We start from the raw sequence: 22,442 nt of genomic DNA, 5'->3' as shown, positions 1-22,442 counted from the left end.
TGGTTAGCGGAAGTGAACCGGTCATCGGCACTGCCAAACGCGACAGTCAGCGACGATCGGATCGCGGCGCCTCCGCCAGCCGCAACTCCTGGGCCAGGCTGATCAACGCGCGCAATCGCGCGGGTACGAAGCGATGGCCGGAGTAATAAAGCCGCAGGCCGCCAAACGACGGGCACCATGGCACCAGCACTGGCACCAGCGCGCCGCTCTGCAATGCTTCCTCGATAAACCATTCGGAGAGAAAGCCGATGCCGAGCCCCAGCAGCACCGCCTGCTTGATGGCCCCCAACTCGTTGAGCGCAAAGCGCACCGGCAGATCCATCTGCAGTTTCTCGCCCTTGCGCTCCAGTTCCCAGTGATAGATGCCGCCGTGGGACATGCGCATGCCGATGCTCTGGTGCTTGAGGAGATCGCGCGGATGCCTGGGCGTGCCGTGACGCTTCAGGTATTCGGGCGTTGCCACCACGAGCATCCGCACATCGCGCGAGAGCGGCACGGCGATCATGTCCTGCGGAACGGATTCGGCCAGCCGGATCCCGGCGTCGAACCCTTCGGCCACCACGTCGATCAGGCGCGACTCGCTCACGATGTCGATCCTCACCTCCGGATAACGCTGCGCATACACGTTGAAGAGCGGTTCGAGCAGCAGGGAAGCCACGCTCTGCGGTGCGTTGATACGCAGCGTGCCGCTTGGCACGTCTGGGCCGGTACCAGCTTCCTCGCCGGCGCTCTTGATTTCCGCCAGCGCGGGAGCAATGCGCTCCACATATCGTTGGCCCGCGTCAGTCAGGGCCACGCTGCGCGTCGAGCGATTGAATAATCGCACCCGCAGGCGGGTCTCCAGCCCCGCCACGGCGCTGCTCACGGCCGTGGTGGACATGCCCAACTCCTGCGCCGCGCCCCGGAAGCTATTGCGGCGTGCGACGGCAAGCACCACTTCCAGCTCGGTCATTCCTGTTCTGTGCATGGATTGTCCTGAATATCGGGATGCATCATCACCCGTGAGACGGCTTATCAGAACAATAAATCATTCCTAGACTGCGTTGCACATCCCACCCGAAAGGAATTCACCATGCAACGCATCGAACACATCTACATCAACGGAGAATTCGTCACGCCACATGGCCAGGAATGGTTCGACCTCTACAACCCGAGCACCGAGGCCGTCATCGGCCAGGTGCGGCTGGGCGACGCAGAGGACGCGCAGCGCGCCATCGCGGCAGCGCAGGCCGCATTCCCCGCCTGGTCACGCACCACGCGCGCAGAGCGCATCGCCGCGCTGCGGCGCATGCACAAAGCCATCGCGGCACGTGAAGACGAACTGATGGAAGCCATCCAGGTTGAATATGGCGCGCCGCTGGTGCGCGGGCGCTGGATGGCGACATACCCGGCCGACGTCATTGCCCAGGCGATAGAGGCGCTGGAGTCGTTCGTGTTCGAAGAGCAAGCGGGCGCTGCCAAGGTAATCCATACACCCGTAGGCGTCGCGGGTCTGATTACGCCGTGGAACAGTGATGCAGGGTTTATCTGCAACAAGCTGGCCACCGCACTGGCGGCCGGTTGCACCGCCGTCATCAAGCCCAGCGAAATGAGCGCGATGCAGACGCAGGTCGTGATCGAGGCGTTGCATGAAGCCGGCCTGCCCCCGGGCGTGTTCAACATCGTCAATGGCCGGGGCGACGTCGTCGGTGAGGAGATTGCGCGCAACCCTGGCGTCGCCAAGATCTCGTTCACGGGCTCGTCTGCGGTTGGCCAGCACCTCGTGGTCGCAGGAGCGGCCACGATGAAGCGCGTGACGCTGGAACTGGGTGGCAAGTCGCCCACGGTGGTGCTGGACGATGCGGACTTTGCCGCCATCATGCCGCTGGCGCTACAGGCCGGCTTCCTCAACAGCGGTCAGGCTTGCATCGCGGGCACGCGCATTCTTGTGCCACGCAGCCGACTGACCGAGTTCGAGCAGGCCGCGAAGGCAGCCATCTCGCAAATTCGCTCCGGCGACCCGCGCGATGCCGACACCGACATCGGCCCGATGGTCAGCCGGAAACAGTGGGAACGGGTGCAGGACTACATCCGTCTTGGGCAACAGGAAGGCGCGACGCTACTGGCAGGTGGTGAAGGCCGGCCCGAAGGCATGAACACGGGATGGTTCGTGAAGCCCACGATCTTCACGCATGCCAACAATCAGATGCGCATTGCTCGCGAGGAGATCTTCGGCCCCGTGCTGACCATCATCCCCTATGACGACGAAGCCGAGGCGATTGCCATTGCCAACGACACGCGCTATGGCCTGAGCGCCCTGGTATTGGGCAAGAACCCGGAAACCTGCGAACGGGTGGCACGCCAGATCGATTCCGGCCGCGTGCTCGTCAACACCCTGGCGCACGAGCCGCGCGCACCGTTCGGAGGCTTCAAGCATTCCGGGCTCGGGCGCGAAATGGGCCGATGGGGTATCAGCGCGTATCTGGAGCCGAAGACGTTGATGACGAACGCAAGCTGAGCCCGACAGCCCGGCGCCAATCGGCGCCGGTACCTGTCGGCCGATGCCTCACGGGGTCGTCGTCAGTGCCGCGGCTTCCGCGGCACAGTCCCGCACCGGCGGCAGACCCTGGGCACGCACCTTGGCCAATTCGTCGCGCGCTGCGGCCAGATCGGCCTCGAATACCGGATCGGCATGCATACGCGCCACCGTGGCCGCCGCCACCATGCGGCCTTCATTGACGTCGCTCTGCCAGTGCACGTTGCAGGCAATGCGGCTTTGTCCGAAGGCACGGCCGCGTGCCAGGATGGCGTCAGCGCGATCGGGGGCGACCTCGGTCAGCACCAGCGCCCACGCCCAGCCCGCCGCGCTATGACCGGACGGATATGAACCGTCCTTGGCCAGCTTGGCTTCCTCGCCGGGCGTACAGGACGGCGTGTGAGTGGCGACGAACGGACGCGTGCGGTTGTAGCGATCCTTCGCGCGGTAGGTCGCCAGGCCCGCATCGACCAGCGTCCGCCGCAGCAGCATGTACAGGCGCGGCGTCTGCGCCTCGCTGACGGGCGCGTTCAGCGCGCAGGAAAACGTGCCTGCCGCTGCCGGGAAGCTGAGGTCCGCGTCGAGTTGCGCCTGCTTCCAGCGTGCCGACCCCGGCTTGGCCCACTGGGTCTGAGCCAGCCTTGCGGTGTCCTTGTCCAGCGCGAAGGCCGCCGATTCGGCCGCCGGCGGCGGTGGCACCAGCGCCAGGCTATCGGGCCGCGCTTCCGGGGCCAGGTAGCCGGCGGGAATGCCGGGACGCAGCTCCGGTACCTTGGCCGACGTGGCCGACTGGGCGGACGGATTGGCGGCGCAGCCGGCAAGCAGCCCGGCCGCGGCGGAGATCGTCAGGGCCAGCACCGCAAGGCGTGCGGGGCGCGGTGAAATCAGGGAACGGTCGGACATTGGGATAGTTTCATGTGTGGGTGTACCGGCAGGCTACCGCTGGCGCAGACATTCGAGAATCGGGCACGACCCCAAGTCGTATCGAACTTTCACCCACTCAACCGCCCACGAGCCGATCCTTCTCCGCCCCCTCGCCCATCCTTCACTGCGGCGATGTCAACCCGACCGTGCCCGATGCGCCGTAGTCAACCGGTGCATCCGCCGGACGCGGCGTCTCGCCCGCACGCTCGATCCAGCCGCCTCCCAGCGCGCGGTATAGATCGACGAGGTTGGTCAGCCGCGCAAGCCGCGCGTTGATCAGCGTCTGCCGCGATGTGTAGAGGTTGGTTTGCGCCGTGAGCACTGGCAGGAAGCTGTCCACGCCCGTCCGGTAGCGCAGTTCGGAAAGCGTGAGCGTGCGCTGGTTCGCAAAGGTGTTGCGCTCCAGCGCGGCGATCTGCTGATCGTACGTGCCGCGTGCAGCCAGCCCGTCGGCGACCTCGCGGAACGCCGACTGGATCGACTTCTCATAGCTGGCGATCTCAATGCGCTTCTCGACGTTCGCCAGTTGCAGGTTCGCGATATTCGCTCCGCCTTCGAAGATCGGCAACGTGATCTGGGGGACGAAGCTCGATGCCGTCGAGCCCGCCTTGAACAGCCCGCCAAGCGAAAGGCTCTCGGTACCGAATGCGGCAGTGAGCGAAATCTTCGGGAAGAATGCCGCTCGCGCCGCGCCGATATTCGCGTTCGCCGCAAGCAGGGACTCCTCGGCCTGCATGATGTCCGGGCGCCGGGTAAGCAGGTCCGACGGGAGCCCCGCCGGAATATCGGCCAGCAGGGCCTGGCCATCGAGCGGCAGGCCTTGCGGCAGGTCCTCCGGCAATGGCTCGCCAATCAGCAGGACGAGCGCATTCACGGCTTGCGCACGGGCGCGCAACTGCGCCTGGAGGTTGGCCTTCGTTTGCTCCACCACACTCTGCGCCTGCCACAGGTCAAGCTCGGTACCGGTACCGGTATCGAACTGGATCTTTGTGAGGTTGTACGAGTCCTGCGCCGTCTTGAGCGTGTCCTGCGTGACCTTGAGCAGGTCATCGTCGGACAGCAGGGTCAGGTACTGGTCCGCAACCTGCGAGACCAGCGAGATCTCCGCCGCCTTGCGCGCATAGGCCGTGGAGAGGTATTGCGCCAATGCCTGATCCTTCAGACTGCGGATACGCCCCCAGAAGTCGATTTCCCATGAGGCCTGCAGGCCGACGTTGTACACGCTGTAGGGGTTGTTCTGCGTGACCTGCAGCTCCGACGGCAGGCGTGACCGGGTGTCCGTGGCCACGGCATTGATCGCGGGGAACAGTTCGGCGCGCGTGATCTGGTATTGCGCTCGGGCAGCATCGACGTTGAGCACCGAGACGCGCAGGTCGCGGTTGTTTTTCAGCGCAATCCCGACGAGCTGCTGCAGGCGTGGATCGATGAAGAAGTCGCGCCAGCCGATATCGGTCGCGGGGGCGTCATTGGCACTGCGAGGGCCCTGGTCGCCCGTGGCGACACCCGGCGGCACCGCGTAGACACCGCCCTGCGGAAAGGTCTCCGAAACTGGCGCGTCGGGCCGCTGATAGGACGGCGCCATGGTGCAGCCCGCGAGGAGCGCGGCGGCCGCTGCAAAGACGGTTCGCTTGTCCATGTCAGTGTCCTTCCTTGCCCGGGCCGTTATCGCCGCTTTCGCCGTTACTGCCACCGCTACCACCGTTGTCAGCGTTATCGGCATCGTGGTCGTGCGCGTGGTGCGCTTCGTAGTGCTGCAGCGCGACGTCGGGGTCTTCCTTCTCCCCGGCCACGCGCGCGCGAAGCACGACGAAGAACATCGGGATCATGAAAATGGCGAGGAATGTGGCCGTGATCATGCCGCCGATCACGCCCGTGCCGATCGCGTGCTGGCTGGCCGAACCGGCGCCATTACTGATCGCAAGCGGTGTCACGCCGAGAATAAACGCCATCGACGTCATGAGGATCGGCCGCAGCCGCAGTCGCGACGCTTCGAGCGCCGCCTCGATCGGTCCCATCTTGCCCTCAGCCTGCAGGTCCCTGGCGAACTCGACGATCAGGATGGCGTTCTTCGCGGAGAGGCCGACCGTGGTCAGCAGGCCCACCTGGAAGAACACGTCGTTTTCAAGGCCGCGCAGCGTCACCGCGAGCAGTGCACCAAGTACGCCGAGTGGCACCACCATGATGACCGCGAACGGAATCGACCAGCTCTCGTACAACGCAGCAAGGCACAGAAACACCACGAGGATCGAGATGGCGTACAGGATCGGCGCTTGCGAGCCGGACTGCCGCTCCTGGAACGACAGTCCGGTCCATTCGTACCCGATCCCGTCGGGCAGCTTCGCCGCGATCTTCTCCATGGCCGTCATCGCCTGGCCGGTGGCCTTACCTGGAGCAGCCTGGCCCTGAATCTCGATCGACGAGATGCCGTTATAACGTTCGAGCTTCGGCGATCCATAGGCCCAGTGCCCCGACGCGAACGCGCTGAACGGCACCATTCCGCCCGTGCTGTTGCGCACGTACCAGAGATGCAGATCCTCTGGCGTCATGCGGTATGGCGCATCGGCCATCGCATATACCTTCTTGATCCGGCCATCGGTGTCGAGGAAGTTGTTCACGAACGCGGACGCCCACGCGATCGAGAACGTCTGGTCCACGGCCGATGCCGTGACGCCGAGCGCGTTCGCCTTCTCCCGGTTGATATTGATCTTGAACTGCGGCGTGTCGTTCAGGCCGTTCGGCCGTACGAGGGCGAGCATCGGGTCCTTTGCCGCCATGCCAAGCAGCATGTTGCGCGCCTCCATCAGTTTCTCGTGGCCAAGGCCCGCGCGGTCCTGCAGTTCGAAGTCGAAGCCCGAGGCCGTGCCCAGCTCGGGAATCGACGGCGGATTCACCGGAAACACCATGGCGTCCTTGTAGCTGGCGTAACGTCCGAACATCCGGCCCACCAATGCCTGAACCTTCTGGTCGGCACGCTTGCGTTCCTTGTAGTCCTTCAGCCGGACGAACGCGAGACCCGAATTCTGCCCATTGCCCGCGAAGCTGAACCCGCCCACTGTGAACACCGATTCGACGATGCTGCTCTCGTCCTTCATCAGATAGTCCGCGATATTGGCGAGCGTACGCGCCGTGATCTCCTGCGTCGAACCCGACGGCGTCTGCACGAGCACGAACATCGTGCCCTGGTCCTCGTCAGGCAGGAAAGACGTCGGCAAACGCAGGTACAGCAGGCCGACCGCGGCGATCACCGCGAGATAGATCACTAGCCATCGCCCCGAACGCTTGATCACGTGGTACACGCCGCTGTGGTACTTGTCGCGGCTCGTCTCGAACATCCGGTTGAACCACCCGAAAAAGCCCGTCTTCTGTTCGTGGTGGCCTTTCGGGATCGGCTTGAGGATCGTCGCGCACAAGGCAGGTGTGAGGATCAGCGCCACCAGGACAGACAGCACCATGGCCGCCACGATCGTCAGCGAGAACTGGCGGTAGATCGCACCGACCGAACCGCCAGAGAACGCGACCGGCACGAACACGGCGGAGAGCACGAGCGCCACGCCGATCAGCGCGCCGGTGATCTGCCCCATCGCCTTGCGGGTGGCTTCCTTTGGCGACAGTCCCTCCTCGGCCATCACCCGTTCGACGTTCTCCACGACCACGATCGCGTCGTCCACCAGCAGGCCGATGGCGAGCACAAGCCCGAACATCGATAGCGTGTTGATCGAGAAACCCACCGCCGCCATGATCGCGAACGTACCAAGCAGCACCACCGGCACCGCGATCGTCGGAATCAGCGTCGCCCGCAGGTTCTGCAGGAACAGGTACATCACAAGGAACACCAGCACGATGCCTTCCAGCAGCGTCTTGATGACTTCCTCGATCGACAGGCGCACGAACGGCGCCGTTTCGTATGGGTACTCCGCCACCAGACCGTGAGGGAAGTACTTCGAAAGCTCCTCGATCTTCTGCCGCACGCCCATCGCGGTGTGCAGCGCGTTCGCACCGGTTGCGAGCTGGATGCCGAGCGCCGTGGCCGGATGTCCGTTGTACCTGGAATCCACGTTGTAGTTCTCGGCGCCGAGCGCGACGCGTGCCACGTCCTTCAGCCGTACCTGCGAACCATCCTGGTTCACCTTCAGGAGGATGTTGCCGAACTCCTCTGGCGTGCGCAGCAGCGTCGATTCGGTAACGGTCGCCTGGAACGACTGGCCCGGCACAGCTGGGGTGCCGCCGAGCTGACCACCCGCTATCTGCACGTTCTGGGAGGTAATCGCGCTCGTCACATCGCTCGGAGTCAACTGGAAGTTGGTGAGCTTGTTCGGGTCCAGCCAGATGCGCATGGCGTACTGGGTGCCAAACAACGTGACGGTACCCACGCCATTGACGCGACTCAGCGGGTCCTTGATGTTCGAGGCAACGTAGTTGGCGAGGTCATAGGCGTTCATGCTCCCGTCCTGGGAGTAGAACGCCGGTACGATCAGGAAGCTACTGCTCGATTTGGTGACGCTGATGCCGAGTTGCTGCACCACCTGCGGCAGGATCGGCGTGGCCAGCTGCAGCTTGTTCTGCACCTGCACCTGCGCAATGTCCGGGTTGGTGCCGGGCGCGAACGTCAGCGTGATCGTCGCTTGTCCGGAATCGTCACTGGTCGAGGAGAAGTACAGCAGATGGTCCAGTCCGCTCATCTGCTGTTCGATGACCTGCGTGACGGTGTCCTCCACCGTCTTGGCAGACGCGCCGGGGTAGGTCGCGGCGATCTGGATGGCCGGCGGCGCAATGGTCGGATACTGCTCCACCGGCAGCGTGAATATCGACGCGCCCCCTGCCAGCATCAGGATGATGGCGATCACCCAGGCAAAGATCGGGCGATCAATGAAGAACTTTGCCATGTCGCAGGCTCCCGGTTAGTGCGCTGCGGCGGTGGCGGCGGCAGTTGCTGCGCTAGCGGGGCTGGCCGAGGGGCGACTGGCAGCGCCCGGCGGCGGCGGCAGTTGCGCGGCGACAGGCTTGACCGTCGCACCGGCGTGCACCTTTTCGACACCCTGAACGATCACGCGGTCGCCGGGATTCAGACCACTATTGACGATCCAGTTCTGGCCCTGCGCGCGCGCTGCAACGACCGGACGCGACACGACCTTGTTGTCCTTGTCTACGATGAGCACGGACGCCTGGCCCTTCTGGTCGTGCAGCACGCCCACTTGCGGCACAAGGAAGGCGGTGTCGTTGGTGCCCTCGTCGATACGCGCGCGCACGAACATGCCGGGCAGCAGCACGCGGTTGGGATTGGGGAACAGCGTGCGGATGGTGACCGACCCGGTGGTCTGGTCGACGGTGACATCGGTGAACTGCAGCTTTCCCTGCTCCGCGTAGGTACTGCCGTCCTCAAGGATCAACGTTACCTTCGCCGCGCCCGGACCGCTCGTTTTCAGCCGCCCCTCCTCGACTTCCCGGCGGAGCTTCAGACCGTCCAGACTCGATTGATTGAGGTCCACGTACATCGGGTCCATCTGCTGCACCGTGGACATCAGCGTGGCCTGGCTCGCCTGCACGTAAGCGCCCGGTGTCACCTGCGAGATACCGACCTTGCCCGTGACTGGCGAGATCACATCGGTGTAGTTCAGGTTGATCTGCGCTGCGTCCACCGCCGCCTTGCCAGCGTCGACGTCGGCTTCCGCCTGGCCCTGCGCCGCCACCGCGTTGTCATAGTCCTGCTTGCTCACCGCGCTGGCCAAAACGAGCACCTTGTAGCGCGCCACCAGTGCGTTCTGCGTGACCAGGTTCGCCCTGGCCTTCGCCAGCGAAGCCCTGGCGTTGTTGAGCGTGGCGACATACGGCGCGGGATCGATCTTGTAGAGCCGCTCGCCGGCCTTCACGTTCGAGCCCTCGATGAATTCCCTGCGCAGTACGATGCCGTCCACGCGTGCACGCACCTGCGCTACCAGGAAGGCGTTCGTGCGGCCGGGCAGCTCGGTCACGACCGGCACGGCAGTCGGCTGGACTACCACCACACCCACTTCCGGAATCTGCGGCGGCGGGGCTGACTGCTTTTGCCCACATGCGGCGAGCACAATGGCAACCGTCGCAAGGCCGATCTGGCGAAATGGCACCCGTTCCATGCGCATGAGGGGACCTCATAGGTTTGCCGAATGAAAGCAGACAGCCCGGCGGGTTCGAGAGAGACAGGCAAAACGGCCCGGGGAATCGGCGTCACGCGTGCGCGACGGCCAGCCGGTAGATGTCGGCCGATTCCAGGACCGGCTTCGTCACGCCGAGGCGCACGACATTCAGCATGGCATCGCCGATCAGTCCAGTGGTCAGAATGCTGGCGGGCGATATGCGCCGGAGCAGCACCAGCAGCGGCCTGAACACGACATACATCCACCGGTAGATCGCGGTGCGCGACTGGATGCCGCCTTCGGGAACGATCGCGGACGGCCGGAAGATGGCAACGCCTCCAAATGGCAGCCGCTGCAGCGCGTTCTCGGTTTCGCCCCGGACGCGCGCCCACATCGTCTTGCCCTGTTCGCTGCTGTCCGCGCCGGCGCCTGACACATACACCATCTTCATGCCCGGGCTGCGGGCGAGCAGCTGTTGCGCGCAATGCAGCGTGAGGTCGTAGGTGACCGCGCGGTATGCCGGCTCGGGCATGCCGAACGAAGACACGCCAACGCAAAAGAAGCATGCGTTGACATCCGCAAACATGGCACCTGTCGCTTCGAAGCGACTCAGCTCGGGAACAACGTAAACGCTCAGCCTCGGATCCACGTAACCGGGTGGTGCGCGCCGGCCCACCACGATGATCCCGGTGACGTCTCGGGCTTCAAGACACGCCCGTAATACACCTTGGCCAACCATTCCCGTCGCACCGATCAGGACAACTCGCATAGCGTTGCTCCGACGGTCGTGGCAATGCTCGCGGCGAATGGCGTATTGCCTGGCCCGCAAGCATTACGGGTTCGGCGAGCGCCTTCCGCGCCTGCAGCTCGGACAATCAATGTGAATACAGTCACTCATTTATAGTAGAAAAATCCGATGCGTGATGCCGCACAACACGGCGATGCGCGTCCGCGCCGCGCTGCTGGCGCGATCTGAGCGCGAACTGAACACCGTCACAGTGGGCGTTCGCAACGACGAGTCGTGGTCTGTTTTGCGCGATGCAAGGGGGTATCGGGTTCATGCGCCGCGCTTCGACCGATAGACAGAGTTTGAAACGCAATGTCGGAGCGCATCGGATGCCCCGCGCGGGCGTCCGCACGAGTGCCACGGAACGACTGCGAGGCCTCTCTCATGCGCGGCGCGCGGCCCCAGCGTTCCGGCATCGCCCCCAGTCTTCCCGCCCAGTCGCTCATGGCGCCTTGACCGCCCCTCCCTCGCCGGCCGGCTCGACCTGTCCCGGGCCACCAGCCCGGTGCCGTCGATCGGCGAACCTGACGCGAACGCGTTTGCGGCGGAGATCCTCAAGCTACTGGGTGACGTAGCAGGCCTCTCGCAATGCACGGTCTTTGCTTATGCGTTCGGCAACCGGCCACGCACCCTGTCCGTCGCGGACCATCGCGGCGGGCGGTATCTGCGCGATGTGGCCGACACCAACGCGAGCCGGTTCCATGCGCCGGACGGCAACCAGCGCATCATGGCGACGGCCGGGCCCCGAGGGTGTCCAAGTGACAACGGTCTGATGCTGCACCAGCAGACAATCGACGAGATCGCGCATAAGGCCTACCGTGCGGCGTGCTATCGGCACCCCAACGTATCGGACCGGCAGCCCCTGCTGGTGCCGCCAGCCGAGGACATGTGGCTGTCAGTGAACCTGTATCGTGACCGCAGCCGGGGGCTGTTCTAGAAGAGCATTCGCGAGGGAACAAGGCTACCGCCGCTCTTGGGGCAATCTGCCAGAAAACCATAAGTCTCAATGCGCGTTCTTGAACGCGCCGAGATAAACAAACGGAATCAGAACGCTGACGATCAGGATCACGCCATGGATGGCGTTTAATGGGACAAGCACCTGATCATTGGGACCGGGCGCTTTCGACGCCGGCTGACGCAGCCAAAGTCACTGCTGGAAGCGTGGGCAATGGAATGGAAGAAGCGCAAGGAAAAGCGCACCCGCTGGTACGCGTTCCTTGAACGGCCCAACTTGCTGCTCGATTGACTGGCCATTTACTGGGGCGGTCGCTGCAAACGTCTACGGAAGGCGCGGCTGCGAGCAGCGACATTGCAGGATCGGACTCCGCTGTGCCGTCGCGCCCGCTTATCAGGCATCGAAGACAACGTCCACCGGCGCGCAAATCAGTCGCTACCTCCGCAAGGGCAAGGTGCAGACCGGCTCGTCAGAGCCGGCCCTGACCGTTCAAGGGAGGTTACGAACCTACCTTGAGCTGGCCGCCACGCCCCAGGCCGCCCTTGACTTCCTGCGCCTTGTAGTTGCGCAGCGAGATCACCATGTTGTTGTAGGCGTCCATGAAAGCTGCCACTGTGGCCTTGCCTTCAGGCGTGCGGGAAAAGCCGCCAAGCCCACCGGCGGCACCGCCACCGAAGGCGCCCATCGCGGCACCGAAGTTGGTTGCCGTCGCATTGCCTTCCGAGATGGACAGCTGGACGCCCGAACGGATATCAAACATGGTCAACGTCACGACCGATGCCTTGCCCTGCATGGCCCCGCCAACGAGCGCGCCGACGCTACCCAGCAGGCCGCCCACACCGGCAACCATCTGGCCCGTGGCGTCGTTATCGATGATGATCGATGGCTCCATGTAGTAGTCAGCCGCTACGCGCTGGCCCTTCTGCTGTTTCGAACCTGCACGGAACTCGCCGGAATTGCGCTGCTTGTCGGTAATCGACGAAAGCTTGCTTTCGGTACGGTTGTTGCCAACCGACGTAATCACGAAGCAGTTCGACTGTTGCACGGCCAAGCGGATCAACGGCTCGATGGTCGTGATCTTCGTGGCTGCACCGAAGCTGGCATACCATTCCTTGCCACGGCCATCATCCACAGCGATCGTGCCCAGAGGCGCGTCGCATCGCTCCAGCGCCTGATTGGCATTCACGCTCGTTGCGCCGCCCGCGGCACCGGTTGCTGCCGTGGGTGCTGTGCCGGTACTGATCGTGCCGCCGCCCAGGTTGGCACAACCAGCCAGAGCCAGGGACGTGACCAATGCGGCCATACGCAAAGAAGTTTTCTTGTTTTTGTACATGGAATCGCTTCCTGTTGGTGGAATTGAAGCAAGAAATCTGGGGAAAGGAGAGTTAGCGCAGGTACCAGCCGGAAGGGCCCCAGACCCAGTAGTACGGAGCGCTGCTGTACCACGCAATCCAGGACGTGCGATAGGCTTCGCGCACCCGATACAGACTCTGTTCATCGTTCTTGGCGGCCTGCGCTTTTGGAAGCAGGTCCTTGGCTTCCTTGCTGCCCTTGGCGGCAGCGAGTAACAGCCAGGACTCTGCCTGCGCCGGGTCCGAGCCCATCTCCTCGAGGCCCATCAGATAAATGCGCCCAAGCGCCAACTGAGCCTGCACGTGGCCGTTGTCTCCGGCCTTGCGCAACCATTCGATGGCTTGATAACTGTTGCGCTCGACACCGTCGCCGCGCAACAGGCGCAGGCCGAGGTCATAGGCGCCGTTCGGATTGCGCTCGGCCACCTCTGTCAGCGCCTGCATGCGGCGCTCGGCATCGGTTGGTTGTGCGCTTGGCAATGTCGATACGCGCCGATCCTGCTCGGTGCAGGTGTTGCCGTTGCACAGGCGTACTGTCTGCGACCGCGGCGTCAACTGTCCTTCCGGCGTCTGTGCGCACCCGGCAAGGCCAAGAACTGCCACGGCCCCGCAACGAACAAGAATATGCATGGATACCCCCCGCCCCGAGATACGCATGCGTCTCTCGAAAATGCTATTTGTAAGTAATCGTATGAAATTGTAACAGCGCAATATGCAATCTATAAAGCTCATTATGTGAGCCGCAAGCGCATTGTGGTGCGCATGGCACGAACGTTCGCATAGATAAGTTACTTAATATGCACAAAATGCAGACTCACGCAATTCCCCTCAAAAAAAAGCCATCTCCGCAATGGAGATGGCCAGGAATCCGTGATGCGAGTTCATCTATCCGAGCGGTGGCGCAGACTGCTACGTGGCGGACGTCGGGAGGCTGGAGCGTGAAGGTGAGGTTTCGCTGAAGGGGCTGCAGTGGATCAGCCAGACACACCGAGGGATGTAGGTTCACGCAATCACACTCAATTTTGTCGCCGCAAACGTTCGCCATGCCGACCATCAGATGCCGGTGACTGATCCGCAAGCGGACTTCCGTCATTCGCAGACCACCTGGCGGTTGACACCTGCTGTCCATTCTCAAAGACGCCGCCAACACGTTCCCCATAAAAATCAAGGCATTGCGAATCGATGAATCACTGAACTCACTAAGGATTCTCACAAATCCTTGCCACATTGGGACTGTCGTATCAAAGAAAGATGCAGATTTGGGAAGATCGATTAGCCGTGGCTTCTCGTGGACTCACAAGTGGCCGTAGGTAACCCACAGCGAAACTGCGCTGGGGCCGAGGAATGCCGTGAGCACCCGGGCCTTGATGACACGATGCCGCGCAGTCTCCACAACCCAGCGCCCTATGCACCAGCACGCGAGCAGAATAGGACGACTTATCTTGCAGTGATTTTGAGTTGAATGGACTGCGCCTGACGTCGGTTCGCCAAAGGTTCAGCTTGCTCACGCCTGCCTCCAAGTGTCCATGCAAACGGGCGATCACCCCGTCGGCATGTGCCCTATAATCCTCCCAACAAACTTCGAGGCGGGGTGTCGGTTGATTACCAAAATCAAGATCCGCGGATACCGTATCTACACGGACTTCACGCTGTCGCCCAACCCAAAGCTCAATCTGATAGTGGGGGGCAACGAAGCCGGCAAATCGACACTGATGGAAGCCATCGCGCTCGCCCTTACCGGGCGCATCGGTGGCCGCAGCGCAAGCGAAGAGCTAAACCCGCACTGGTTTAACGCCGGAGTGGTGGCCGATTTCGTTGCCAAGATCGAGCGCGGTGAACGGCCTCGGTTTCCCGAGATCCACATCGAACTGTACTTCGCGGACAAGCCCGAGTTGCAACGGCTTTGCGGCGCTATCAATACCGACGTGCCGACCCTGGCCTGCCCAGGCCTGTCGCTGCGGATCATGCCGAATCCCGACTATGCGGACGAGCTGGCCGAGTGGATGGCCAAGCCTTCCTCCCTGTTGCCGGTCGAGTTCTACCTTGTTGACTGGCGCTCCTTCGCCGACGAGCGCATCACCAATCGCCCCCGGCAATTGGCGGCGGCCATTATCGACTCGCGGACCGTTCGCTCCTCGAGCGGCGTTGACTATCACCTGCGACAGATCCTTGGCGACCATCTCGACCCGCCGGAGCGTGCCGCCGTGTCCCTGGCCTACCGCGAGCTGAAGGCGACTATGTCGACCACGGCGCTGGACGCGATCAACAAGCGCATCGGCACGATCCACGCCTCCTTGCACGATCAGCCGATCTCGCTGGCCATGGATCAAAGCGCGCGAACCGCCTGGGACGGCGTGGTGACCCCCCATGTCAACGATGTACCGTTCTCGATGTCCGGACAGGGCCAACAGGCCGCGATCAAGATCTCGCTGGCCCTGAACCGCAATGCCGGCCACGCCGCGTTCGTCATGATCGAGGAGCCAGAGAATCACCTTTCCCATACCAGCCTGACCACGCTCCTCTCGCGGATCGAGGCGCTCACTGGCGACCATCAGCAGCTGTTCATCACCACGCACAGCACCTTCGTTCTGAACCGCCTTGGTCTCGATGCCATTCTGCTCCTGGCACACGGCAAGACGTCGAAGATTACGACGCTAGATCCCGAAACCGTCTCGTATTTTCAGCGCCTTCCCGGCTATGACACGTTGCGCATGGCCTTGGCCAAGAAGATCGTCCTCGTGGAAGGGCCCTCCGACGAGATCGTTTTCGAGCGATTCTTCAAGGACCTGTTTGGGAAGCGCCCTATGGAATTGGGCATCGACGTGATCAGCATGCGGGGATTGTCGCTGGCGCGCTGCCTTGAATTCTGCGCCGCGCTGGATAAACCGGTGGCCGCCATGCGCGACAACGATGGCACGGACCCGGCCGAGCTGTCCACAAGCGTTGATGCGTGGCTCAGTCCGGGAAGGCGTGAGCTGTTCATTGGGGAAGTCGCCCACGGCCACACCCTGGAACCGCAAATCATCCACCACAATGGCGAGGCGACATTGCGCAGCCTACTTGGCATCACGGCGAGCGCAGATCTACACAAATGGATGAGCCGGGAGAAAACCGAGACGGCGTTCCGCATCGCCAACGCAACGAGCAAGCTTACGCCACCCAAGTACATGCGCCAGGCCGCGGCGTTCATCCATGGCTAACCAGCTCACTCTGGCCGTTGCTGGCTCGCGGAAGACCCAAGGTATCGTCGAGCATTGCGCACGGCTTCTTCCGGAGCGCCGCGTCCTCGTCCTGACCTTTACCCAGGCAAATCAGGAGGAACTCCGACGCCGGCTCGGGCAACGAGCGGGCGATCACCTGGGCATCGAAGTCATGGGATGGTTCACCTTCCTGTTACGACATTTTGCAAAGCCGTTTCTCCCCTTCAAGTTTCCCGGAGCGCGGGTTCTGGGGTTCAGTTTTGAGGGGCGACCGGACAGGTACGCGAAAGGCTTGTCGCGATTTCTCGACCGCAGCGGCGCAGCCTACGCATGTGAACTCGGGCGCCTCGCCAACGAACTGCTAGGTGCCAGCAAAGGCGCCTTACTACATCGATTGGAGAGCTTGTACGATGAGATACTGATTGACGAGGTGCAAGACTTGAGCGCGCATGACTGGGAGATCGCCGATGCGCTATTGCATTCGTCAATTCAGATTCGGATGGTCGGCGATATACGGCAATCAGTTCTGGCCACGAACCCCCGTGGTACCAAAAATAAGCGGTATGCCTATGCCGAAGCGGTAAAGTGGTTCCGAGAGAGAGAGACACTCGGGAAGTTGACCATCACTGAAAGTGTGGAAACTTGGCGGTGCCACCCGAAGATCGCGGAATTTTCAGACACGATTTTCGATGCAAACTGGGCGTTTCCTTCGACCGTGTCACGCAACGAAGTACAAACAGAACACGACGGGGTATTCCTCCTCATGAAAAAGCACGTGGGGGCTTACGTGGAGCGATTCGCACCTCAATGCCTGCGGAGCATGGCAGGATCCGGCAAGGAGTTCGATTTGGATTTCATGAACTTCAAGGTCGCGAAGGGATCAACGTTTGATCGTGTGCTCATCGTTCCGACGGCCGGCATCACAGCCTTCGTGCGCCAGGGATCCACTCTAGAGCCAGTCCCTGCAGCGAGTTTTTACGTGGCCGTTACTCGAGCGGCGCAAAGCGTGGCCATCGTCATGGACAATGCGGGCGCGTCAGCATTGCCGTATTGGACTCCATAGCGGCGGACTCAAACTTCAATGCGGCTCAAAATAAAAAATGCCAGATTGCGTCGGCTTCTTCCCGGCCCGCAGTGCTGCGGCTGCCGTCTATCGAGGCTAACTTTGACCTTCTCAACGGACGAAATCCGCGAGCATGTGCAGATTTGTAAGGCATCCAGCAGCGGCCTATGCTCGAAGCACTTTCAGGATCTAGGATGCCTTGACCAGTTGTGCAATAGCGGCTGGACCGCCCGACAGTGCTTCCAGTCATTTCGCCTCGATCGAGTTCGCGATGCCGGCTTCCTTCTTGACGCTAGCCAGTCGCAGTTGGAGGTGGCTCACGATCTGGCCCTCGTTGAATGGCATCTCTGCGAGCACTTTGGCGAACGACGATAGCATCCCCGACGCTCAGGCGACTGGTCGATCTTTCTTCTTGCTTCTTACGACGGTGAACCGCTCCACTCGTAGCTGCTTGCGCGCCGCTACGACCGCCATGATGGCAGCCCGTGTGACCAGAAACTGGCATCTTCCGGCGCAGCGCCAGATGACTACATCTGCGCTGCTCCGCGCGCCGTCACTACACAATAACTGGTCCAGGTGTGCAACCGAAGCTCGCTGCGCTCTCGCCTCGTCGTATGTGTAATATTGGGGATGCGCGTCGCCTTCGTGCCACTTGAATTGATTCTGCAGGTGCTCGACATCCGCCGCCGAGAATGAAGGAGGCCCCCACAGTCGTCGCACCCCATATGCCCGCAACAACTTTGCAACTTGAACTGCCGGCAAGCCCCACCGTTCGCGTAGTATGGGGATTGACAGTCGCTCGATACAGCGACCTCGTACATCCAGCACTTGGCGGAGCGGCACTCGTGTCGCCTTGTGGCACGCCTGCTCCCTCGGAATGGCAAGATGTCGGCGCAGGAACTTTTCATTCACGATCGGGTAACTGCAGAGGATATGCGGCACCCAGCAAAGGTACACCCGGTCATCATCATCAAACCCATCGGGATAGGCACTCCAGTGACGGACCCGCTGAGCAAGTCGAGTGGAAACCTCGCGTTCGATGATCCGAAACAATTCCGATGCCACCGCACGGTGGGTTTCGCCACCATCGGGATCCAGAGCGGTAGCGAATTGACAGAACAGGAACTTGACAGGATCAATACCCGTACCAAGTACGGCACCGGCGGCGTCGGCAATAGCTTCCCATTGAAGCCCCACTAAACCGCTGCCCGATTGCACGACACCTTGCATCGAGCGCCGCGCCATACCGAGTACACGCACCAAACGACACCGGCCCTCTAGGTCCAACGTTACCAGCTCCCGGGCGGGTTGTTGCTCACCCAGTACAAAGCGCGTCAAGGCCAGTGCCTCGGCAGACGCGGCCACTGGACGGCAGCAGAACAGCGGCATGCCGCACAGGCAGTTGAAACGCCCGTTGCGCCGATGCCAGTCAAGCAGACGCCCGCAGGCCGAACAATGACTCGTAAGGTAGCAATCATGTAACAGGCAGGCTCGTACAGCACGAATCTCCCATTCAGCACGCCAGTATGATTTTTCTGCAAGGCATAGTGGGCAACACTGCCCCCCCATCTGCTCACGAAAAGCCACACTCAGCGACTCGACCTCCCCGACCAAGCTGGTTGCGTGCCTTTCGCCCGGCGGCATCGATATGGCGCTGGATCGGACGCCCCGGACACGCTGCCGAAAGCTGCTGTCGGTTTCATCCGGCTGCACAGGAAAGTCATAGACAAGATTGACGGCTTGCATGCTGCATCCTCACCAGTCGCCATCCGGCGCAAACGGTTCCCCCGGTCCATCGAGTTGGTCTTCAAATTTAAAGTGCGGGTTGAAAGGGTTCTTGCTGCCGACGCCATCACTCCAGATATCGCGTGTGAATACCGCCTCGAGCAGTTCGCTGGAAAGCAGCCGCTCATCACGCTGGTGAGCCAACTCGACAGCACCGATGAGTAACGGTTTGATGTAACCCAGCCGACCTTGCGCCGCCGACAGCATACGTCGGCCCAGCTCAGGGCCATACAACTCGCTTGCGTTCGGAAACGGCAACACCCGCGTCAAGGCCCGCAGCACGTTGAGAAAGTTCCGGAACGACACGTCGCGAACGTTCGCGTCTGCCACGTTGTCTAGCATCGCCTGGCCGAGCGCCCCCAACTCTCGGGTCGCCGTGAGGCGCCCTCGCAGTTGTTCGCACGTGGCGGTGATGCGCAGCAGCTTGTGCAGGCCCACGACCACGTAAGAGACTGGCTTCGTGCTATTCATGAGACGTTTGAGCGAATTCGCCGCGCGCGCCAGGTGCGTCACGCCCGCCCGCCCCTCCACAAAATGGTGGAACTCGTCGATCAACACCAGCTTGAGCCCGCATTCCCGGGCGATTTTGATGAACTGCGTGGACAGCTTGACCTCGGTGCCATCTGCACGCTCGTTCCCCAGGGCAAAGAGGAGCAATTCGACAATGGTCTTCTCCGTCGGATTGGTGGGAATTTCGATCACCAACGCCCATACTTGACCTGCGGGCGCGCGTGCATTCAGTTCCCGACAGACCAGACTGGCCACCGTCGACTTACCCACGCGGCTCTCGCCGACAATCTTCAAGCCGCGCTGAATGGGCGACTCCGCAAAGCGGATGACCGCTTCTACCACATCCGTGAAAGGCTGGTAGGCCACGATCACGTCGTCAATCGCCCGACTCACCGCATCGACCTCACTATAGTCGCGTCTCTTCATAGTGGCCCCACATCGTCATCGTAGAGACTGGTCGATCCGTCGACCGTCTGCAACTCGTCGCCGAGATCGGCCGCATCGAAGGGGACGTCGTCCGACCCCGGGGTCCGCGTAGACGCGGCGGAGGGCGGAACGTCGTGCGCCTTTGGAGACGTAGGCCGTGCTGCGGCTGCGCGCTGCCTGTCGCGCATGCGCGGGCTGGCTGCCAGGTCGGCGAGCACTGCTGCGAGGTCGGCACGCGCCTTGCTGGCATCACGCTCCTGCGCCAGATCGCGGTTGCGAAAGAGCTTCAACTTGCGGGCCAGGTCGTGCGCCTTGAGCGTGACCCCTTTGGCGTAGGTGGGGCAGACATTGGATACTTCGTATTCGAGTCCAGTGCCGGGGTGTTCGACCCAGACATGGCCAATATCCTCGGTATCCACCCGCACGACTACCTTCAGTTTCGCCCCATACTGATGACGCCAGGTATTGAGCTCACGGCTAGCGTAGCGCTGGTTGCCAAACATCCGCAACCCACTCTTGCTCAGGCTGTATTGATCGGTCGGCCGGGTTGCGTGGATCACCGCTGCCGCCCCTACCGGCTGCGGGGGATGTAGCCGGCAGCAGCGTTGCCACGCCGTGAGCGGCGACGCCTTGTATAGACCCTCATGCGGCATCTGCGCATAGACCCGGTTCAACCACCGCTCGAACTCACGCTGGAGCTCTTCCAGCGTGAGTCCCGTGTCCTTAACCTCGACCTCCTTGCCTCGGATGCGGATCGATAGCGTGGCGCCCGGCAGAGTAGCTATAAACGTTTCCTTGACCGTCTTGAAGAACCGTTCGATATGGGGCTTGAGTTCCGGACGCCTTGCGGGACAAAGCTCGTAGGCAATCAGCAGGGTATCGCACGCCTTCTCGACCTCGGGAGTTTTCATCTCGCTGGCACGATCGGTGCGCCAGAACTCGATCAAGCCCTGACATGGATTGACGCCAAGTTCTGCGATGACCGCCGCATCCTTTGGGGTCTTGTCCAGCATGGCGTGGCGCAGCGTCTGCAGAACCGCGTCGGTACGCGGGGGGCGCAGACCAATCTGCCAGCCGGGCACCATCCGCGTCGTCACGCATATGAGGGCGGTGAGTGTGGGCCTGCCGATTCGCTCCCCAGTCAGCGCGTCGCGCACGATGACGTTCAGCGTCGTGTGATCCAACTCACCCAGTTGCAATGCGCGCTCAGGATCCGTGGCTGGATCGTGTTGCGACATTTGAAACAAGCGATCAGCATAAGCCTTTCCGTACTTGGCGCGGACCTTGTCATACTCGGGGCGTAGCGCATATCGCCGATAAAAGGTCGCAGACGAAACCAGGGGCCAGTCTGCCTCGACCCCGAGAGCCAACCCTTCGGCGTTATGGGCCCGTATCCGCTCGTTGATGCGTCCCAGCACTTCGGTTATCGACTCTTGGCGCAGTTTGGAGTCTCGTGGCGTGAGCAGTTTGTCGATTTCGGCCTGGATCAACGCTTCGCACGCGGGGTGCAAGCGGCTGCCTCCCTTACCACCGCGCTCGTGCGAACGTGAAGCGATGCCCTCAGAGACGCCACCTGATCTCCACCACTTTCGGGCCCAATCGTAGAGGGTATGGTTCGATGGCGGCGACGGATCCTCAAGCTTGGCGGCAATCTGGTCAATGGCCCGTTGCGTGTCCGCGTTGGGCAAGAAGCCGACATTGCATTGCGCGACGCCCTTCAGATACATGTGCACGCGCAAGGTCTCCTTGCGCTGGACGGCACCGCCCACGCGTCGTGCGTGATGCGTGCGGCCTGTGGCAGGGCGAGCCCATCCGGGATGCGCGTCGATCGGATGCACCGCCCGTGCGCCCGACTCCAGGTCTCGCCCCAACAACTCGGACTCGCCCAGTACCGCCTCCAACTGGTATTGCCGACCCTGGTAGTGATAGAGGGAACCGGGACTGAGGGTAGACGACATGAACGGTCTCCGATGCAGGGACGCTGTACCTGCGTTACATGCTTCAATCTCGCCCCCTAATGCGAGCACGAGCGCTAGCCGCAAACGCGAGAAGGTGGCGTGCTGCCGTTATCGGGCGCCATTATTGGGGTGAATGTCCGCTGTCGCACGCCCCTGCGGGGTGGCATCGTCAGTGGTTTGCCGTATTGGCTACGGAAGCAGCGCGTGGGCAATTTTCCGCACGGTTTCGGCAAGCGGCTGCAAGGTGGGATCGGTCCCGAGTCGCGCAACGCGCGAAGGCGTCATGGCCTTGCGCACGGTAGGCAGGATCTGCGCCGCACGGACCTGGATCCGATCGAACAAGCGCGTCTGGTCGGCATCATCGAGCACCAGTGGATTCGGCAGCTCCCGAGTGCAGTGGCGAGGCGTCGCCACGACCAAACAGTCGGGGCGCTCGACACGCTCGAGGAGAAAAGTCACCGGGCATTGCTGGCAGTGGACCGTGTCGCCCCATTCAATCCGGCCGGGATGCGCCTGATAACGCTGGATCAGGCCGAGCACTGCCATAGCCTCGAAGAGTCCTACCAGATCCAGCGCGGGACGGCCACGCAGCCACATACCCCGACCCATGGTGGGCGAAAACCAATGGCCAACATAGCTGGACGCTGGGGCCGCGCTTCGGTCCCAGTCCGTGGGCACCCATCGCAGGGTGCCCCAAGGATCTGTCGCTGAGCGGTGAGCGTGTTCGCTGGGCATGATGGCGGCTCCTTTCCAGGTTGCGACGTCGTAAACGTCGCCTTTTTTTGGGGAAAAAGTTCCCTTGACCTGGGCCGAACCGTCTTCCATACTGAGCCTGTCACGGTTGAGTAAGAAGAAGC

General features: G+C 62.3%; 16 protein-coding genes and 1 pseudogene. 4 read left to right on the top strand and 13 right to left on the bottom strand.

The window, feature by feature from the left end; translation table 11 throughout:
• Nucleotides 1-46: 46 nt before the first annotated feature.
• A complete protein-coding gene (locus tag K6G35_RS23030) occupies nucleotides 47-967 on the bottom strand; it encodes a LysR family transcriptional regulator (protein ID WP_035884037.1) in 921 nt (306 codons plus the stop codon).
• 105 nt (nucleotides 968-1,072) lie between these two features.
• On the opposite strand from K6G35_RS23030, the gene K6G35_RS23025 reads away from it, so the two are divergent.
• Nucleotides 1,073-2,497 carry an aldehyde dehydrogenase family protein gene (locus K6G35_RS23025; protein WP_008645505.1) on the top strand — a complete coding sequence of 475 codons (1,425 nt, stop codon included), beginning with the start codon at nucleotides 1,073-1,075 and terminating at the stop codon, nucleotides 2,495-2,497.
• A gap of 48 nt (nucleotides 2,498-2,545) precedes the next feature.
• Here K6G35_RS23025 and K6G35_RS23020 read toward each other — a convergent pair whose 3' ends face one another.
• From K6G35_RS23020 to K6G35_RS23000, 5 genes are all read right to left on the bottom strand, one after another.
• On the bottom strand, nucleotides 2,546-3,418 hold the full coding sequence (locus K6G35_RS23020; RefSeq protein ID WP_234819083.1) for an acid phosphatase: 873 nt from the start codon (nucleotides 3,416-3,418) through the stop codon (nucleotides 2,546-2,548).
• A 142-nt stretch (nucleotides 3,419-3,560) separates the two neighbouring features.
• The gene (locus K6G35_RS23015; protein WP_495676374.1) at nucleotides 3,561-5,075 is read right to left on the bottom strand and encodes an efflux transporter outer membrane subunit; all 1,515 of its coding nucleotides are present in this window, start codon (nucleotides 5,073-5,075) and stop codon (nucleotides 3,561-3,563) included.
• 1 nt (nucleotide 5,076) lies between these two features.
• Nucleotides 5,077-8,322 carry an efflux RND transporter permease subunit gene (locus K6G35_RS23010; protein ID WP_495676373.1) on the bottom strand — a complete coding sequence of 1,082 codons (3,246 nt, stop codon included), beginning with the start codon at nucleotides 8,320-8,322 and terminating at the stop codon, nucleotides 5,077-5,079.
• A gap of 15 nt (nucleotides 8,323-8,337) precedes the next feature.
• Nucleotides 8,338-9,555, bottom strand: a complete 1,218-nt coding sequence (locus tag K6G35_RS23005) for an efflux RND transporter periplasmic adaptor subunit (RefSeq protein ID WP_008652549.1) — start codon at nucleotides 9,553-9,555, stop codon at nucleotides 8,338-8,340.
• A gap of 85 nt (nucleotides 9,556-9,640) precedes the next feature.
• Complete coding sequence (locus K6G35_RS23000; protein ID WP_035884042.1) at nucleotides 9,641-10,318, bottom strand: Rossmann-fold NAD(P)-binding domain-containing protein; 678 nt, start codon at nucleotides 10,316-10,318, stop codon at nucleotides 9,641-9,643.
• A gap of 502 nt (nucleotides 10,319-10,820) precedes the next feature.
• Here K6G35_RS23000 and K6G35_RS22995 point away from each other — a divergent pair.
• Nucleotides 10,821-11,270 (top strand): annotated as a pseudogene (locus K6G35_RS22995) (LuxR family transcriptional regulator); the annotation flags it as partial.
• Between the two features lie 520 nt (nucleotides 11,271-11,790).
• On the opposite strand, the gene K6G35_RS22990 reads toward K6G35_RS22995, so the two are convergent.
• Nucleotides 11,791-12,624, bottom strand: coding sequence for a hypothetical protein (locus K6G35_RS22990; protein WP_035884043.1), 834 nt, complete (start codon nucleotides 12,622-12,624; stop codon nucleotides 11,791-11,793).
• A gap of 52 nt (nucleotides 12,625-12,676) precedes the next feature.
• Nucleotides 12,677-13,273, bottom strand: coding sequence for a tetratricopeptide repeat protein (locus tag K6G35_RS22985; protein WP_035884044.1), 597 nt, complete (start codon nucleotides 13,271-13,273; stop codon nucleotides 12,677-12,679).
• 968 nt (nucleotides 13,274-14,241) lie between these two features.
• On the opposite strand from K6G35_RS22985, the gene K6G35_RS22980 reads away from it, so the two are divergent.
• Both K6G35_RS22980 and K6G35_RS22975 read left to right on the top strand, forming a co-directional pair.
• On the top strand, nucleotides 14,242-15,843 hold the full coding sequence (locus tag K6G35_RS22980) for an ATP-dependent nuclease (protein WP_024569973.1): 1,602 nt from the start codon (nucleotides 14,242-14,244) through the stop codon (nucleotides 15,841-15,843).
• On the top strand, nucleotides 15,836-16,906 hold the full coding sequence (locus tag K6G35_RS22975) for a UvrD-helicase domain-containing protein (protein ID WP_017513706.1): 1,071 nt from the start codon (nucleotides 15,836-15,838) through the stop codon (nucleotides 16,904-16,906). The genes K6G35_RS22980 and K6G35_RS22975 overlap by 8 nt, the downstream gene beginning before the upstream one ends.
• Nucleotides 16,907-17,152: 246 nt before the next feature.
• On the opposite strand, the gene K6G35_RS22970 is transcribed toward K6G35_RS22975, so the two are convergent.
• From K6G35_RS22970 to K6G35_RS22950, 5 genes are all read right to left on the bottom strand, one after another.
• Nucleotides 17,153-17,284, bottom strand: coding sequence for a hypothetical protein (locus tag K6G35_RS22970; RefSeq protein WP_017513707.1), 132 nt, complete (start codon nucleotides 17,282-17,284; stop codon nucleotides 17,153-17,155).
• A 9-nt stretch (nucleotides 17,285-17,293) separates the two neighbouring features.
• Complete coding sequence (locus K6G35_RS22965; RefSeq protein WP_111733677.1) at nucleotides 17,294-18,652, bottom strand: TniQ family protein; 1,359 nt, start codon at nucleotides 18,650-18,652, stop codon at nucleotides 17,294-17,296.
• A gap of 9 nt (nucleotides 18,653-18,661) precedes the next feature.
• On the bottom strand, nucleotides 18,662-19,627 hold the full coding sequence (locus K6G35_RS22960) for a TniB family NTP-binding protein (protein ID WP_017513709.1): 966 nt from the start codon (nucleotides 19,625-19,627) through the stop codon (nucleotides 18,662-18,664).
• Nucleotides 19,624-21,585, bottom strand: coding sequence for a TnsB C-terminal domain-containing protein (locus tag K6G35_RS22955; RefSeq protein WP_017513710.1), 1,962 nt, complete (start codon nucleotides 21,583-21,585; stop codon nucleotides 19,624-19,626). Before K6G35_RS22955 ends, K6G35_RS22960 begins: the two co-directional genes overlap by 4 nt.
• A gap of 189 nt (nucleotides 21,586-21,774) precedes the next feature.
• Nucleotides 21,775-22,131 (bottom strand): hypothetical protein, encoded by a 357-nt coding sequence (locus K6G35_RS22950; RefSeq protein WP_152567201.1) that lies wholly within the window; start codon nucleotides 22,129-22,131, stop codon nucleotides 21,775-21,777.
• Nucleotides 22,132-22,442 lie beyond the last annotated feature (311 nt).

Source organism: Cupriavidus sp. HY129 (assembly GCF_059492215.1).
This window is presented reverse-complemented; position numbering and strand designations above follow the sequence as displayed.